This window comes from Streptomyces sp. NPDC045287, assembly GCF_056432325.1.
The window spans coordinates 222,527-238,314 of the sequence record NZ_JBWKJG010000010.1 but is presented as its reverse complement, the minus strand read 5'-3'; the positions used below and the strand labels follow the sequence as shown (position 1 = coordinate 238,314).

The following is a 15,788-nucleotide window of genomic DNA, read 5'->3' as shown; positions in this document are numbered from 1 at the left end:
CGACGCCCTGCGCCGACATCTGGTCGACGCACCGCACGACTGGGTGAATCTCGGTCTGGACCTCCTCGACGGGGCCCCCGACCACGTGCTGGACCACCTCGCCCCCGCCGGGAACCGCTACCAGAGCGAGTACTTCGACAACGTCATCACCATCGGCGACGCCCCCGCGCACCCGATCGCCATCACGGAGAACAACACCGAGGGCCTGGAGTGGGGATACGTCCTGCACGACCAGGGAATCGAGGTCATCTCCCTGACCCGGTACGACCGCGGCCCCCTGGTGAGCTGGGACACCGACCCCCTCGCACGCATCAGCGACAGCCCGGCTCAGTGGGTCCCGGACCGGCCCGCCCCCGTCCAGGCCCCCCGCGCCCCGCTGAAGACGGCCAAACCAGCCGGCCGCCCGGCACCAGCGTCGGCCCGGCCCCGCACCACCCGCTGAAAAACCCGCCCATGGCCCGCACCACAGGAGACGCTCTGTCCGCTCCGCAGATCACCGTCGTCATCACCACCCAGCTGCGTCCCGAACGCCTCGGCTACCTGCAGGAAATGCACGCCAGCCTCACCCGGCAGACCGTGCCGTGGGAAGCGGTGCTCGTCCTCGACGGCACCGACCCGAGCCTGCTGCCCGCGCCGCTCGCCACCGATCCGCGCGTGCGCGTCCTGGCTCTGCCCCGGCCGGTCGGCACCGCCTGCGCCCGCAACCTCGGCCTGAACGAGGTGCGGACCGAGTTCGTGAACTGGGCCGATGACGACGACAGCTTTCACGACTGGAGCCTGGGCGTGCGACTTGAGTCGTTCACCGACCACCTCGGGTGGGTCGCAGGGTACAGCGAGGACTGGCTGCCCGACGGTTCCACCCGCCTGTGGGAGTGCCCGGTTCCGCCTGGCTTCCACGCTGCCGGTGACGTGGTCACCTACTGGCCCCTGCCGCAGGACACCATCCCGATCGGGCCGACGACGATCCTGGCCCGCACCCGTCTGGTGCGCGCGGCCGGCGGCATGGGGGGTCTGGTCCAAGGAGAGGACTACTGCGCGGCTGTCGGCGTCACCGCCTTGGCCCCCGGTGTCCTGCTTCCCCTGCCCGTGTACAAGTACCGAAAGCACAAGGGGCAGATGACACAGGGTGAGCGGTACGACGAGCTGGAGCTCGCCGCCCGGCGTCACGCCCATGCCTTCGGCCACGGGCTGCGCAACGCCTTCGCCGCTGCCCGGGCCGCGTGAGGCGCGTGAGCGACCGGACACGGGAGTACCCGCGCGCCGCCGGCCGGCCGGGGCGGGCCAGTCCGTCCGCCCAGATCATCCTCACCCTCAGCGTGTCCTTCGGCCTGGTCGCCTTCCCCGTGGGGGAGCAGTACCGGTGGGCCGATACCGCTTTGCGCGTCACCGACGGGTTCGTGCAGCTCGGACCCGGCATCTACGTCCTGCGTGATCTGGACGCGGCACAGCAGGTGCTGCCCGTTCTCGCCCGCACCGCGGCCCGGCACAGGGTAGCCCTGTTCGCCAGCATCCGCCCGTACCTCGGTGACTACGCCACCGCCCTGGCCCGCCGACTGCCCGGCTCGTGGACGGTGAAGGTCGAGATCTGTTCCCACCCGGTGTGGCAGGAAGACCTCGTGCCCCTGCTGTGGGACGCCGGCGAACTGATCGAGGCGGTGGAGAACAGCCGCATCCCCTACACCGTCGGCCTCACCGACGGCACGGGCAGGGAACTGCTGCTGGTCGAACGTCCGGGCAGCACCCACGAGTACCTGCTCGGCGCTTTCGCGAGCAGCACCTTCGACGACAACTACGACAATCCCTACGCGCCCACCGCGGCGGTGTTGCCGTCCGATCCCGTACGTGCCGCCGCTCTGGTAGCCGACACGTTCCTGCCCTCGTACGAGCAGGCGGTGCACGAACGGCTGCTGGACGCTGTTGAGACCGGGCACTCGCGGCTCGAAGAACTCCACGCGGCCTGGACGGCGATCGAACAGTCCGGGCGCTACAGCGACGGCACACCGCTGGACCGTGCCACGTTGGCCCACACGGCGGACCAGTACCTCGAGCAGAGCGCTGCGGAGTTCCGCCGCCTGCGCCCCCATGCCGCACAACTCCTCGACCGCATCCGGCCGACCGCCGGCACCGAGGACGCCGCCGTCCGGGAGCGGCTTTACGAGCTGCTCCGCCCGTCCGAGACCGCTTGCTCCTGGCCGGCGCGCCGGCCGAGACCTTCTGCGTGGCTGTCGTCGGTCTCGGCCGAGGAGATCCGGCGGTGGCGGGCCGACGCCCCGGCCCTGCTGAGACAGGCCCGGTCCGCCCGGCAGTCCGGTCCCGGCACCGGCCTGCGACCCGCGCTCCCCCCGTCGGCCGGGGCACTGCCTGCTCCGGCGCCCCGAGCGCCCCACGGCAGGTGACCTTCCCGAACCGTCCGTTCGACCATGAGGACGCACCCCTGCAACCGCACTTCCGCTTCCGCCTTCACCCCGAGCACGGAGCGGTGGCCCACACCACCGCGGCCATCACTCCGCACCTCGCCGCCTGGTACCTGGAGCGCGAACAGTTCGAGCCCGTGCCCGGCCGACCGGACCTGTACCGCCTCACCCGCCCCGACCAGGACCTGTGGCGCCGCGCCCGGCAAACCGTGCATGACCTGCGGCGTCACGGCTTCACCGTGCACGCGGAGGTCTCCCTCGACCCGGCAGTGTCCGACGTGCCTCCACACCCGGGCCAGCGCGACGACCTGACCGAGCGCCGAGCCCGCGTCGCACAGGCAGCCGCCTCCCGGTCCCCGCAGCACCGCACGGGCACGAACCCCCAGGTCGCCTCACCTCCCGGGCCCGCCCTCGGCACCCGTTCCCCTGCCGCAGCACGGACACGGTGATCATGGCCGGCTCCCCCTTCCACATCACCCGCGGTCCCGGTGGCGAAGTCGAGGTCGAAGGTCCTCTGGACGAACTTGCCCTCGCCCTGCTCAAGCGCGCGGACTTCCTGATCGAGCCGACCTTGCGCGGCGTCTGGGTACGGCTCCCGTTCGACCGGGGTGAAGCCTGGGAGAACGACCGCGCCCAGTGGGCCGCGGCGATGCTCACCGCCGCCCGCTACCCCGTCACCCTCGCCGAGAGCCTGCGCCCAGCCGCGAAGGGACGGCCCCGCCTACCGCCTTCCCCTGCCGCAGCCCCCCGACGCCGCTGAACCACACTCGCCCGGAGAACACCGCTGACTTCCTCCATCGCCCAGATCACCCTGTACGTGAGCCCCGAGGACGGGCTCGTCGCCCTCCCCCACGGCCCCGGCGCCGACTGGGCCCGCACCGTACTCGACCTCGCCACGTTCGAGGAGACCTACGAAGGCGTCCACGTCCTCCCGCTGACCGACCCGACAGCGGCGCAGAAGGCGATCGAGACCCTGTACGACAACGCCCGGCGCTTCGGGATCACCGTGGACACCACGCAGCGGCCCTTCATCGCCGACACCGCACGCCTCATCGCCCGAGCGCTCGCCGGGACGTGGGAGATGGAGGTCGGCAACCCCCGGCTGCCCGACTCCGATGTCCGGCGCCGCCTGCACTGGACGTGGTGCCACCCCGAATCCTCCATGGGATATGCCCTGAATTCGACATACAAGGATCACATACCGGCCGTGGCGTTCCTCACCCACGAGGACGGCCGGGAGCTGGTGGTGGCCGGACGGCCTTGGGACGACAAGATCCTCGTCGGCGTCCTCGCTCCGGCCCTCGACTTCCTCTCCCTGGATATCCGGCCGCCGGCCAGCATCGTCGCCCCCGCCGTGCCGGAGGCTCTGGCGAAGACCACCCAGACCCTGCTGCCCTCCTACGACCGTGCCCTGGCCCAGGGCCACGTACGGATGCTGGAGAAGACCTTGACCCAGGTGCGGGAGGCGCGTGGCAGTGCGGACCGGCCCGATCTCCTGCCGCTGGCGACGGCACTTCGGTGGCACGTTCCCTACCTGATCCGGCATCTGCGCGGCGCTGGAACCTGGCCCCTGTCCGCGTAGTCGGCCGCCGTCCTGGACCGGGCCGGGGAGATCCTCTCCGCCGATCCGCCCTCGGACGACCGGCCCGCCGCCGAACTGCTGGAGCAGTGGCTGGAGTACGGCGTGCGCGTGGCCGAGATGGCCCGCTCGCTCGATCGCCACCAGGCCGAGCCTGTCCCCGGGCACCACGCGCAAGCCGGGCTGCCGCCCCAGCCGCCGGTCGGTCCCGCCGACCCGCGCCCGGGACGACGACCGTGACGAGCACCACCGCGGTCGGCCTTCCGGGTGCGGGACCGGTACTACGCCGGCCCCACGTCGCCCGGCTCTTGGCGGGCACCATGATCGGGCGGCTGCCCACCGGCATGGTTCCGGTCGCCCTGCTGCTCCTGGTCGCGGACGGCGGGGGGTCTCTTTCCACCGCCGGAATCCTGTGCGCCGCCTACGGGCTCGCCTCCGCTCTCGGCCAGCCGGCCCTCGGACGCCTGGTGGACCGGCACGGCCAGACCACCGTGACCTGGGCAGCCGCCACTACCACCAGCCTTGCGCTGCTTTCTCTGCCCCACCTCGACTCCGCCGAGCACACGGTCCTGTTCGCCGCCACGGTCGTGCTCGCCGGTGCCTCGACGCCCCCCATGGAGGCGAACCTGCGGGCGCTGTGGCCAAGCGTGCTGCCCGATCGCGCCCAGCAGCGAGCCGCACTCGCCCTGGACACCGGCAGCCAGGGACTGATCTTCATCGCCGGCCCCCCGTTGGTCGCCGCCCTCACCACGCTCACCGGGCCGACGACCGTGATGACCGCAACCGCTCTCCTCGGCCTCCTGGGAGCCGTCACCGTCCTGACCGCCGCTCCCTCCCGCGCCTGGCTGCCGAGCACCGCGAAGCCGTCGGGGTTCCTCGGGCCGCTGCGCTCTTCGGGGCTGGTCGCCCTGTTCGTCGCACTGACTGGAACCGGCATCGCGCTCGGCGCCCACACCGTGTGGGCCGTCGCGCTGACCGACCGCACCGGCACCTCCCTGCTGTCCGGGCTCGTTCCCGCCGCGCAGTCGGTCGGCAGCCTGGTCGGCGGCGCCGTCTACGGGCGCCGGGCCTGGCCCGGCAACCTCACCGTCCAACTCACCACCGCAGCCCTCGCCTTCGCCCTGGGCTGGCTGCCCCTGCTCACCAACCCGCACCCCGCCACGGCCGTCGCCCTCTCCGTCCTCCCGGGCCTGTTCCTGACCGCGCTGGTCACCTCCAGCTTCCTCACCGTCGACGACCTGGCCCCGGCCGGCACCGTGACCGAGGCGTACGCCTGGCTGATCGCCGCCATCAGCATCGGCCAGGCCGCCGGTACCGCCCTCGCCGGGTCCTTCGCCCGCCACCCCCGGCTCGGCGCCGCGCTCCCCGCCGCCGGCGCGATGTTCACCGCCTTCGTGCTCTCGGTGGCCCGCCGCAGGATCCGCGTCCCCGTCACCTCCGTACGGCGCGGACGGCACCGCCGCGTTTCCCTCCGCGCCTCGGACCGTCACCGCGCCGCCCAACCCGCCTGACCCGCTCCCTCCCCCGATCATGCATCTGATGCAAGGAGAACTTCATGGCCGTGCCCACGTCCTTCGAGGTTGCCCACAGCTGTGGACACACCATCACCCATGACCTGTCGAACCGTTCGGCAGACCAGCGCGCCGGATACGTCCGCTGGCTCGCCGCCCGCCAGTGCACCGGCTGCTGGCGCTCCGAGCAGCAGGCCGACGCCGCGAGCACGGCGGAGTGGCTGGCGGCCAAGCGCGCCGAGGAACAGGCCGCTGCGTCCGCCTGGGCAGCCCGGTTCGACATGCCGCCCCTGGAGGGGCCCGAGAAAATCCTGAGCTGGGGCGAGCGCACCCGCCACCAGCTGGTGACCCGCGCGTACACCGAGCTGGTCACCGAGGGCACCTGGGACGAAGGCGACTGGGCCCGGCTGGAGGAGCAGATCCGGCTGCTGGCCCGAGCGGGTTGGTGGGTCGACCAGCGCGACGCGGCCGGCGCCGATCTGCCCGAACTGCTGGACGCGGCCTCGGACGCGGATCGGCCCACGGAGAACCCGTTCCGGTAGGCACGCGGGGCGCAATATAGCGGCGAAGTCCCGGTTTCCGAAACCGGGGATTATCCGGACCCTTTGTCTTCCACCCGCTGACCAGCGCTTCCGTGGAAGGACCACCGTGCCCGAGACCCGTCCCGTCTATCTGCCACCCGACATCCTCACCCCCAGCCGGGACATCACCCACGGCCACTTCCGGCCCGGCGAGCACATCGTGGTCCTCAAGGGCGCCGCGGGCGGGGAGCTGTGGGGGGACGCGATGAAGGTCATCACACCCTCATGGCACACCCCGACCGACGAGGACGGATGGCGTCTGCTCGACCCCCGCGGCGGGGACCGCTCGTACGTCACCGCCCACCCCCGCTACATGGTGCACCTGTCCAGGCGGTGCCCGGAGTGCCTGGTGCACCAAAGAGCCCTGCGGGAGTACCTGGTACCGCGTGTCGGAAGGGGCGAGGAGGCAGTGGACTGCCGCTGGTACTCCCTGTCCACGCTCAACCAGCTCGTCCACGTCGCCGATTCCGGCCGCGCGAGCCGATAAGCGCCGCCCGGCCCAGCCTCGCCGGCAGCGGCATCGAGCGTCTCTTCCCTTCTCCCCTTCTTCGTCCGGCTCTTCGCGCCGGCACCGAGCGAGATCATGATCATTCACGTTCACCGACGCGGCGCCGACGTCGCCGCTGCCCTCGCCGACGCGCTCGGCCGCCCGGTCAGCAAGGACGAGGGCCTGACCACCGAGCCGGGCGGCGACGTGGTGGCCCACTGGAACCAGCTGGACTACTACACCGACGAGCACAGGATCTGGACCACGCCAGAGTGGGCGGAGCACCTCGCCGGCCCGCTGCTGGAGCACCCCTTCGTCTCCGGCCCGGACAGCGACCGGCGGGCGATCCTCCACCTGACCGTTCGGCTGCACCCGCTCGACCGGGAACTCTCACCGGCCGAGTGGTCCGAGATCGGCCACCGGATCGCGCGGATGGCGGGCCTCGCGCCGCCCGGCGACGAGCAGGCGTGCCGCTGGATCGCGGTGCGGGGCAGGCCCGACCGCATGGACGTGATCGCCAACCTCATCCGCCTCGACGGCGTCTGGGCGAGCACGCCTCACCGTCTCGCGCAGGTCCTGGACGCGGAAGCTCGGCGCATCGAGGCCGACCTCCTCCTCCGCGTACGCCACCCCTCGGTGGAGAACAAGCCCACCGGGCCTGCCCCGGCACCGGCCGCCGCACCGCCGCTCGTGCCGGCCGCGACCAGCCCGCTCGCGGGGATCTTGAGCCAGCTCGCGGCCGAGCAGGCCGGGCCGATCGCAACGGTGCGGAAACTGATCGAGCAGGTCGGCAGGCAGGCGGCAGCCCTGCCCGGACACCAGACCGCCGCTGCGGGACGCGACCTGTTCTGGGCGGCCCGCCGTCTCCACGGTGTGCAAGAACACCTCGGGCAGATCGCCGCCCGCCTGAACCCGCCCCTCCCGCCAGCGCCCGAGCGGGCAACCCTGCCCGTGACGGCGCCCGCCTCCTCCGCAGCGGTGACGCGGTGAGCACGCCGGACACGAGCGCCGGGCGGACCGTGACCATCACCCGCGCCCAGGACACCGGGCAGATCATCGCCCGCGGCGGCGACGGTCCGGCCCACGGCATCCTGGAACGCACCTTCTTCCTGCGCGAGGCGCACGGCACCACCTGGCACCGGCTGTCGCCCACGATCAAGCCCGAGGAAGAACCGCATGTGACCCGCCTCGCCGTCGAACGGCTCCAGGGCGCCGGGTACGGCGTGGCGGCCGAAGCGGAGTTCGCCTCCCCGCTCCTGGGTTTTCAGTACGTGACCACAGGCCGGTCCATCGCCAACCTCGCCGTACGCGTCCGCGAAGCGCCCTCCGCCGCCGAGGCGTCCGACCTGCTGGAAGAAGTGACCGCCGCCCACGACGGCATCCTCGCCTCCCTCGACCAACTGCTGCACGCGCTCGCCGACGTCTACGACCGCCTCGGCGGCCCCGCGGACCGCCATTCCGCGGCCCGCATGCGCTACCTGGCCGCGCACCGGCTCGGCACCATCACCGCCGACCTGCTGCACACACGCGCCGAACTGGCCGACCGCAGCGCCCAGCCCTCCCAGTCGGGGCCGGCCAACCCCGTGCCCGCCCCACCGGCCGCGCCAGCGCCTACCGCCTCCGGACGGATCCGATGACCCCCGCCCCTTCTTCGAGGAACCCATGCCCGCCCCCCGCGCCCTGCCCGACGACGGCCGCGACCTGGAGTCGTTCGCCACCATCCTCTCCGAGGAACTCCCCGGCACCTGGACCGTCACCCACCACTCACACCAGAACCACCAGGCCCAGCTCGCGCACGCCGAAGACGTCTGGGACCTCAACCTGGTCAGCGAAGCCATCGCCGAGTTCGCCCTGGGCGAGGACGCCCACCTCACCCGCGACGACGGAACCCGCCTGTACGTCACCGTCCGCCCGCTGCACGACGAGGAGTTCCTCGTCGCCGCCATGGCACCCGCCGGCATCGCCCCGGAGGCGTTCGCCGGAGTCCGCGAACCCGACGGGATCGCCGTCCCCGGCGCCCCCGAGCGCGCCGCCCGCGCCGTCGCCGCCGACCTCCTGCCCCGCTACGACATCGCCCTCGCCCAGGTCCGGCACAACGCGATGAACCCTCCCCAGCCCGTTCCCACCCCCGGCGCGAAGCCGGAGCAGGTGGTGATGACCTGGCGCGACGACGGCACCCTCGCGGCCGTCACGGGCGCACGCCCCGCCGCCGAGATCCTGATCGCCGAAGGGTTCGTATGGGAGACATCGTCGAACGCGTACGTCCTCTCCGGCGACGACACCCAGACCCAGGCCCACGCGGTCCAGGCCGCAGGCGCCCGCCTCGCCCGGCTCGGCATCGGCACCGTGCTGCGCGCCGCCACCCGCCCGACCGCCGACACCACGGTGCCGGCACCGCCGCCCGGTGCCCGAAGCACCGCGCGCGCCCGGTGACCGACACCCCCCGCCACCCCGCGCGCTCCCAAGAACCCCTCGCCGGCACTCCGGCCGGCCACCCGCGCGTTCCCCCGCTCGATGCCGCTCTCAGACCCCGGCTCGCCGCCTTCCTGCTGCGCCGCTACCTGCGCGATGTCGTCGTCAAGGCTGCGGGCCCCGACCGGCCCCGGCCCGCCGTATCGCCGCTTCAGTCCCACGCCGGCGCCCAGGCCGCCCCCATCCACCGCCACACCCGCTGACCGCTGTCGTGGGTAGGGCACAGCCCTCCCTGGACCACCTATGCCCCCACCCGTCACCGCCGCCCTCGCCCACAGCATCACCCAGCAGCTCGACCAGCTCTCCGAGCACTTGGCCCAGGCAGGCCCGCAGCAGGCCGCGCAGATCCTGCTGAAGGTCCTGGACGCCGAGGACGGCGTCCTCGGCAGGTTGTCGGCCCTGATCGTCACCGGCACCTACGTCACCAAGCACCACACCCAGAGCGGTGTGTTCCCCGCGGAGATGTGGCTGGCGCTGGGCCGCACCGCCAACACGCTGCACGACCTCGCCCTCGACCTCGACGAGCACCAGGAGGTCTTCGAAGAAATCGCAACGCAGCGTGCGACAGCCGCATCCGCCGCGGTACCGCCGCAGGCCACCGCGCTGGTGGCACGCGGGAGGCACCGGTGAGCAGGCGGCAGCAGCGGTGGACCGGCTGGGGCCAGGCCCAGCAGCACTACCAGATCGAACCCCGCCACCTCGCCGGCGGCGGAGACCTGCGGCACGTCACGGAGTACCTGCGCGCCTCCGGGTGGAAGGACACCACCCGCCGCACCGGAGCCGTCTTCGCCTTCGACTCCCCCGACCAGCTGGTGCGCGTCGCCTACCGGCCACCGGGCGGATGGCAGATCCGCGGAGCCGCTCAGGGACATCAGCCGGCCTGGCAGGTCACCCTCACTCCGCAGACCCCCGTGGAGATCGTCGCCGGGTTCACCGACGCCCTGACCAAACCGCGCTCCGCGCACGCCCCGGACGTGTGGGCTCCGCTCGCCGCACACCGCTGGAACACCGAGCCCGGCCAGCCCTACACCGCCACCAGCCCGAACCGGGACGCGTTCGTGCAGTACGTCACCGGCGAACACGACCAGCAGCACTGGTGGGTCGGGGCCCGGAATGAGTTCGGCCCCGTCTGGAACGCGCAGGCCACGGCGAGCACCCCGCTGCACCTGATGCAGGCGCTGACCACGGCCTTGGCCGATCCGGAGCCGGTGATGCGCCCGCGCGGACACGTCCCGCTCAGCAACCGCATCCGCACCACCTCCGTCTCCGTGCTCCCCGACCAGCTCACCGCCTGGCAGCAGGCCCGGATCAACGCCGCCCGCGCCGCCGCCTGGGGCCGCACCTGGACCTCATCCCGCAGCCGTACCGCGCCGGCCGCGTCCCGTTACGCAAGGACCCGATGAAGCGCCTCGACCCTTCCTCCCCCAACCAGCAGACCCACCTGTCCCTGGAGCTCGCCCATCCCGACGCCCGAGAGACCGCCTGGAGGTTCCTTCCCGCCAGGGGCATCAGCCAGTGGCAGATCGGCTTCGCAGCGGAGACACCAGTGGAGGTCACTGCCGGGGCGGCGCCGTGACCGTCAGCCCGGCCCAGCGGGCCTCCTACGCCAACGACCATCACACGAGCATCCCGTTCGCCACCGCGCCCCGGCACCTCGCCGGCCCCGGCGACCCCCGCCACGTCACCCACGCCCTGCTCGCCGGCGGCTGGAGCCTCACCTCCGTGCCGGGAGACCCCCGGACCGTCCTGACCGGTACCGATCACGCCCACCAGCTGGTGCTCGACCCGTTCTCCAACGACCCTTGCTGGCGGCTCCATTCGGCCGACTGGTCGTGGGACGTCTCGTTCGACCGGATGGTGCCGGTCGAGATCATCGCCGGCGTTACCGACCGCCTCGTCGAAGGCCCGCGCCGCGGCGACATCGGCCCGTGGGAGCGCATGGCGCAGGTGGGCTGGGCGGTGGAGCGCCGCCCCGACAAAACCGGCGAGGCCCTCTCCCCCGGCCCCTACCCTGTGTACGCCGAACTTCGGCCGGTCAGCGAGGAGGACCCGGACCGGTGCGCCTGGCGCATCGAGGCCCTGCCCGAGTACGGCGGCCCGCGCATCTGGCACATCTGGATCAGCGGTCCCGTTCCCGACCACCTCATGGCCGGCCTCGTCGAGCAGCTCACCTCCACTGTGCCCGTTCTGCGCAGGATGCACGATCTCACCCACTACGGTGCCCGGCAGATCCCGAGCCTGCTGAGTCCCGAGCAGGCGGTCGACGCCCACTTCGACCGCGTCGACGCCGCCCAGCAGCGGGCCCGCGCCCAGCGCCGCACGCGGCTCACAACGGCTCACCCCGCCCCGGCCACACCGCCCGCGGCGTCTGCTCCGGCTGCCGCCTCCCGCCGCTGACCCGGCGAACGACCCCACCGACCGGCATCTGAAGGACCCCGCCATTCCCGCACTCCCCGACTTCCACCGCGCCGCGCTGGAGCAACTCGACCACTTCCTGCGCGAGAGCGAGAAGATCTCCGCCGCCTGGGAGGTGTACTCCGAAGAGCACACCGGCCTCGACGGCTGGCCCTACGACCAGCACACCTACGACCTGCGCGCCGCCCAGCGCACGGCCGGCATCGCCGAAGCGTTCGACACCGTCCGCGACGCCGCGCACCATCTCCTGGCCACCGCCGAAGCCCAGCTCGCCGCGCTGCCCGCCCGCACGGTGCAAAGCCGGTGGACCTGGCAACTCGGCACGCTGCACGACGCGCTCACCCGCCTCGACTCCCTGCACGAGCAGTGGCTGGAGACCCGCGACAGCCTGCCCGCCAGCGCCCGCCCGGGCACCGACGCCTACGACGACGCGCTCGCCGCCCACCACGCCCGGGCGTGGAGCTGCCTGTACGACTGGGCCACCCACGGCCAGGCCATCGTCGACATCCACGCCGCCGCCCGCCGCGCCCTCTCGACCCCGGCCCCGCGCACCGCCGCCCCGAAGGCCGCGCCCCGCTCCGCGGCCGGCCCGCGGCCCGTCGCCGGCGCGCACACGACCACGACGGCCGCCCCCGGAAGGGGACGGTGAGCATGGGCATCTCCCTCTTCGTCTCGCCCCGCCACTTCGCCGGCCCCGGCGACCCGCAATGGGTCACCGTCCCCCTGCACCGCGCCTGCGGCTGGAGCCACGGCCACGACCCCCTGGCCCCGCGCGTGATCCTCTCCAGCCCTGACCAGAAGGCGCTCCTTCGGCTGCAGCCCGAACCCGACGGGCAGTGGTGGACACTGCGGCACGCCGCCGCCCCCGACCGGCCCGCCTGGTACGCGAGCTTCGGCGCCCGCACCCCGGTCGAGTTGATCGCGGCCGTCACCGACACCCTGACCGACCCGGCGGCCCTGGCTGCGGACACCGATCCGTACGGGACGCTCCTTGAGGCCGGCTGGACGCTCGCACCCGGCCGGGACGGGCTCGTCTCGCCCGACGGCAAGGCGCACGTCGAGCACGTGGTCACCGACGCCTCCGACCACTGGGTCGCCACCACCACGCTGGACCAGGGCCCGGTGTGGCAGGTCCGCTTCGGCCAGCACACCCCGCCGCACCTCATCGCCGCGTTCACCCGCGCGCTCGCCGACCCCAGCCCCCTGCTGCGCGAGGGCCTCCCGTCGAGCATCCCGGCCTACGGCACCAGGCTCGTCACCCTCACCTCTCGGGAGATTCCCGCCGTGCAGGTCGCCTCCGCGCTGGAAGACCGCGTCCGCGCCCTCACCGCCCGCCGCGCCGCCCCGCCGACGACTCCGCCGCCCTCGCGGCGCCCCCCGTCCAACCCGGGCCGCACCCGCTGACCACCACCCCCTCCCCCTTACGGAACAGCGCCTTTGTCCCAGCCCAGCTCCTCGTCCGACGGCTACGACATAGCCTTCAAGATCCTCCTCGGCGTTCTCGGCGTCGTCGTCCCCCTGTCCCACCTCGCCTGGCTGTCCGGCAATATCACCAACTGGCTGACCGGTACCGGCTCCTGGGTGCCGTACCAGCCGACCGCAGCCCTGCTCCGCCCCGACCGGCTGTGGCCGCAGGCCAGTGAGATGTCCCTGCTGATCGGCACCCGCATCGTCCCCGCCGCCGTCCTGCTCGCCCTCGGCGCCGCGGCCGGCGCGGTGTGGTCCCGCCGCAAGACCAGCGGCGGCCGGAAGAAGAAGATCAGCGGGATGGCCAAAGCGAAGGACATCGAGCCGCTGCTGGCCAAGGCGATCACCACCAAGGCCCGCTCCCTGCGGCCGAGTCTGAAGACCGCCAAGCACATCGCACCGCGGGACACCGGCATCCTCCTGGGCAACCTCCAGGGCACGAAGCACGAGGTCCGCATGGGCTACGAGGACGTCGCCGTCGCGATCATGGCCCCGCGCTCGGGCAAGACCACCTCCCTGGCGATCCCCTCGATCCTCAACGCGCCCGGCCCGGTCCTGCTCACCTCGAACAAGGCGGCCAGCGACGCCTACACCGCGACCCTCGACGCCCGGGCGGCGGTGGGACGGGTGTGGTCGATGGACCCGCAGCAGATCGCCCACGCGGCCCGAAAGATGTGGTGGAACCCCCTCGCCGACGCCAAAACCCTCGACGGAGCGGGCCGCCTGGCCGGGCACTTCCTCGCCGCCTCGGTGGACGCCTCCCAGCAGGGCGACTTCTGGTCCAAGGCCGGATCCAACATCCTCAGCCAGCTCTTCCTGGCCGCCGCGCTGGACGAACGGCCGATCACCGACGTGATGCGGTGGCTCGCCTTCCCCGCCGACCGCACCCCGCTCGACATCCTGCGCGACCACAAGTTCACCGCGGTCGCCGCCCAGCTCAAGGGCACCGTCGAAGGCCCGCCGGAGACCCGCGACGGCATCTACGAGACCGCCCGCCAGTACGCCGCCGCCCTGCTCAACTCGGAGATCGCCGCCTGGGTCACCCCGCAAAAGGACGTCCCCGAGTTCAAGCCCGCTGAGTTCGTCACCTCCACCGACACCCTCTACCTGCTCTCCAAGGACGGCGGCGGCGGCGCCTCCGCCCTGATCGCGGCGTGCGCGGACTCGGTGATGCGGGCCGCGACCGCCCAGGCCGAACGCGCCGGCGGCCGACTCGACCCGCCGATGCTCGCGATCCTCGACGAGGCCGCCAACGTCTGCAAAATCAGCGATCTGCCCGACCTGTACTCCCACCTCGGCTCCCGCGGCATCATCCCGATCACGATCCTGCAGTCCTACCGCCAGGGCCAGAAAGTCTGGGGGGACGCGGGCATGGACGCCATGTGGTCCGCCTCCACCGTCAAGATCATCGGTTCGGGCATCGACGACCCGGACTTCGCCGACAAGCTGTCCCGGCTGATCGGCGACCACGACGTGGAGACCACCTCCACCTCGCACTCGGAGTCCGGCAAGTCGACCTCCGTCAGCATGCGGCAGGAGCGGATCCTGCCCGCCGACGCGATCCGCGCCCTGCCCAAGGGCACCGCGCTCTGCCTGGCCACCGGTATGCGCGTTGCCATGCTCGACCTGCGCCCCTGGTACGCAGAGCCCGGCGCCGCCGAGCTGTCCGCCGCCTCCGCCCGCGCGTCGAAGGCCATCACCGCCCGCGCGGTCGCCAAGCACCCCCAGCAGGGCGACTTCGGGACGGCGGCGTGAACCAGACGCACCTGCACCTGCACCTGGTGCCGGTCCGCTCCCGGCAGCGAAGGACTTCGTCCGCGCCTGGCACCGCCACCACCCCCCGCCGGTACACCCCCTCCCCGTCCGCCGCGCCGCCCCCGCGGTGCAGCCGCTGACCACCGCCCTGATTCACCTGGAGCACCGCACCATGCGTCAGATCGACCTTTCCGTCCAGATCGACCACCTCCGCCGGCTCGGAGGCGACTTCGGCGCCCTGCACGACGCCGTCAAAGCTCTGAACCCCGAGCCGGGCAGCGAGGTGCTGCAGCAGCTCGCCCCGAAGATCCTCGCCGTCCACGAGTTGGTCGACCGCACCCTGGTACGGCTGTCGGCTCTCGCGGGCAGCCAGTACACGGCCGTTCCCGGCAGCCGCGCTTCCCTGGACGCGCTCAGCTCCGTCGTCCCGCTGGCGTCGCTGGCCGCCACCAGCCTGTCGACGGCGGTGGCCGCCAACCCCCTGGACGCCGCAGGGCTTCCCGGCGGTCCGCCGGCGGACGAGGCGGCCGTGCGCCGGGCGCGGCATGCCGAAGCCGCGCCGCAGCTCGCGGAGAGCTTGTCCGATGCCGCCCAGCAGCTCGACCTGTGCGCGACCACCTGCCGGTACACCGCCTCCGGGATCGCCCGGGACCTGAAGAACCACGCCGAGCACCAGCCGGAGCTCCCGAAGCTGACCTCCGCCCAGTACACGGCCCTCGCCAAGATCGCCCGAGGCGGTGCTCTCCGCTACCAGTCCACCTGGGGCAAGGAGAGCGTCAAGGACCAGGACGGCAACACGATCCACTCCAAGCCGTTCGGCGTGCTGCTGCAGCACCGCCTGGTCCGGATCGGCCCCCGCACCTCCGTGCTGGCGGGCCAGGACATCACGGTCACCGCCGCCGGGGAGCTCGCCTTGGAAACGCAGCGGCCGGGTCGCGCGCAGCCCGTCGCGCCGGCCACGGTGCACGCCATCGCCCAGGCGCCCAGAAGGAGCCGGTGACCGCCTTCGCTCCCACCCGGCCCGCCCCCTCTCCCCCTTCTCCGCCACTGTCCCGGTCGCCTTCGATGACTTGGCGTTCCCCGTGCAGCACCACAGCGCCGCGGCCA

Annotated in this window: 21 protein-coding genes; all 21 read left to right on the top strand. The window is 72.8% G+C overall.

Annotation, left to right across the window (positions count from 1 at the left end):
- Positions 1 to 43 precede the first annotated feature (43 nt).
- The 21 genes from AC07D6_RS18840 to AC07D6_RS18740 all read left to right on the top strand — a co-directional run bounded on the left by AC07D6_RS18840 (position 44) and on the right by AC07D6_RS18740 (position 15,681).
- Positions 44 to 442 carry a hypothetical protein gene (locus AC07D6_RS18840; protein WP_479045662.1) on the top strand — a complete coding sequence of 133 codons (399 nt, stop codon included), beginning with the start codon at positions 44 to 46 and terminating at the stop codon, positions 440 to 442.
- An 11-nt stretch (positions 443 to 453) separates the two neighbouring features.
- Positions 454 to 1,224, top strand: coding sequence for a glycosyltransferase family 2 protein (locus tag AC07D6_RS18835; RefSeq protein WP_479045660.1), 771 nt, complete (start codon positions 454 to 456; stop codon positions 1,222 to 1,224).
- Positions 1,225 to 1,229: 5 nt separating this feature from the next.
- A complete protein-coding gene (locus tag AC07D6_RS18830; RefSeq protein ID WP_479045658.1) occupies positions 1,230 to 2,396 on the top strand; it encodes a hypothetical protein in 1,167 nt (388 codons plus the stop codon).
- An 83-nt stretch (positions 2,397 to 2,479) separates the two neighbouring features.
- A complete protein-coding gene (locus AC07D6_RS18825; RefSeq protein WP_479045656.1) occupies positions 2,480 to 2,863 on the top strand; it encodes a hypothetical protein in 384 nt (127 codons plus the stop codon).
- Between the two features lie 2 nt (positions 2,864 to 2,865).
- Positions 2,866 to 3,174, top strand: a complete 309-nt coding sequence (locus tag AC07D6_RS18820; RefSeq protein ID WP_479045654.1) for a hypothetical protein — start codon at positions 2,866 to 2,868, stop codon at positions 3,172 to 3,174.
- A gap of 57 nt (positions 3,175 to 3,231) precedes the next feature.
- Positions 3,232 to 3,996 (top strand): hypothetical protein, encoded by a 765-nt coding sequence (locus tag AC07D6_RS18815; RefSeq protein ID WP_479045651.1) that lies wholly within the window; start codon positions 3,232 to 3,234, stop codon positions 3,994 to 3,996.
- 233 nt (positions 3,997 to 4,229) lie between these two features.
- Positions 4,230 to 5,504: an MFS transporter gene (locus AC07D6_RS18810; protein ID WP_479045649.1), complete on the top strand. Its 1,275-nt coding sequence runs from the start codon at positions 4,230 to 4,232 to the stop codon at positions 5,502 to 5,504.
- A 44-nt stretch (positions 5,505 to 5,548) separates the two neighbouring features.
- Complete coding sequence (locus tag AC07D6_RS18805) at positions 5,549 to 6,046, top strand: hypothetical protein (RefSeq protein WP_479045647.1); 498 nt, start codon at positions 5,549 to 5,551, stop codon at positions 6,044 to 6,046.
- A 106-nt stretch (positions 6,047 to 6,152) separates the two neighbouring features.
- Complete coding sequence (locus AC07D6_RS18800; protein WP_479045644.1) at positions 6,153 to 6,572, top strand: hypothetical protein; 420 nt, start codon at positions 6,153 to 6,155, stop codon at positions 6,570 to 6,572.
- A 96-nt stretch (positions 6,573 to 6,668) separates the two neighbouring features.
- A complete protein-coding gene (locus AC07D6_RS18795) occupies positions 6,669 to 7,562 on the top strand; it encodes a relaxase/mobilization nuclease (RefSeq protein ID WP_479045642.1) in 894 nt (297 codons plus the stop codon).
- Entirely contained in the window at positions 7,559 to 8,209 is a 651-nt protein-coding gene (locus AC07D6_RS18790) for a hypothetical protein (RefSeq protein ID WP_479045640.1), read from the top strand. The genes AC07D6_RS18795 and AC07D6_RS18790 overlap by 4 nt, the downstream gene beginning before the upstream one ends.
- A gap of 25 nt (positions 8,210 to 8,234) precedes the next feature.
- Positions 8,235 to 9,005 (top strand): hypothetical protein, encoded by a 771-nt coding sequence (locus tag AC07D6_RS18785; RefSeq protein ID WP_479045638.1) that lies wholly within the window; start codon positions 8,235 to 8,237, stop codon positions 9,003 to 9,005.
- Positions 9,002 to 9,247 (top strand): hypothetical protein, encoded by a 246-nt coding sequence (locus AC07D6_RS18780; RefSeq protein WP_479045636.1) that lies wholly within the window; start codon positions 9,002 to 9,004, stop codon positions 9,245 to 9,247. The genes AC07D6_RS18785 and AC07D6_RS18780 overlap by 4 nt, the downstream gene beginning before the upstream one ends.
- A gap of 40 nt (positions 9,248 to 9,287) precedes the next feature.
- A complete protein-coding gene (locus AC07D6_RS18775) occupies positions 9,288 to 9,674 on the top strand; it encodes a hypothetical protein (protein ID WP_479045634.1) in 387 nt (128 codons plus the stop codon).
- Entirely contained in the window at positions 9,671 to 10,447 is a 777-nt protein-coding gene (locus AC07D6_RS18770; protein WP_479045632.1) for an SPDY domain-containing protein, read from the top strand. The genes AC07D6_RS18775 and AC07D6_RS18770 overlap by 4 nt, the downstream gene beginning before the upstream one ends.
- The gene (locus AC07D6_RS18765; protein ID WP_479045630.1) at positions 10,444 to 10,620 is read left to right on the top strand and encodes a hypothetical protein; all 177 of its coding nucleotides are present in this window, start codon (positions 10,444 to 10,446) and stop codon (positions 10,618 to 10,620) included. The genes AC07D6_RS18770 and AC07D6_RS18765 overlap by 4 nt, the downstream gene beginning before the upstream one ends.
- Positions 10,617 to 11,441 (top strand): SPDY domain-containing protein, encoded by an 825-nt coding sequence (locus AC07D6_RS18760; protein WP_479045628.1) that lies wholly within the window; start codon positions 10,617 to 10,619, stop codon positions 11,439 to 11,441. The genes AC07D6_RS18765 and AC07D6_RS18760 overlap by 4 nt, the downstream gene beginning before the upstream one ends.
- A 133-nt stretch (positions 11,442 to 11,574) precedes the next feature.
- The gene (locus tag AC07D6_RS18755; RefSeq protein ID WP_479045626.1) at positions 11,575 to 12,108 is read left to right on the top strand and encodes a hypothetical protein; all 534 of its coding nucleotides are present in this window, start codon (positions 11,575 to 11,577) and stop codon (positions 12,106 to 12,108) included.
- A gap of 2 nt (positions 12,109 to 12,110) precedes the next feature.
- Positions 12,111 to 12,863 (top strand): SPDY domain-containing protein, encoded by a 753-nt coding sequence (locus tag AC07D6_RS18750; RefSeq protein ID WP_479045624.1) that lies wholly within the window; start codon positions 12,111 to 12,113, stop codon positions 12,861 to 12,863.
- 33 nt (positions 12,864 to 12,896) lie between these two features.
- Positions 12,897 to 14,681: a type IV secretory system conjugative DNA transfer family protein gene (locus AC07D6_RS18745; protein WP_479045621.1), complete on the top strand. Its 1,785-nt coding sequence runs from the start codon at positions 12,897 to 12,899 to the stop codon at positions 14,679 to 14,681.
- A 172-nt stretch (positions 14,682 to 14,853) separates the two neighbouring features.
- Positions 14,854 to 15,681, top strand: a complete 828-nt coding sequence (locus AC07D6_RS18740; protein WP_479045619.1) for a hypothetical protein — start codon at positions 14,854 to 14,856, stop codon at positions 15,679 to 15,681.
- Positions 15,682 to 15,788 lie beyond the last annotated feature (107 nt).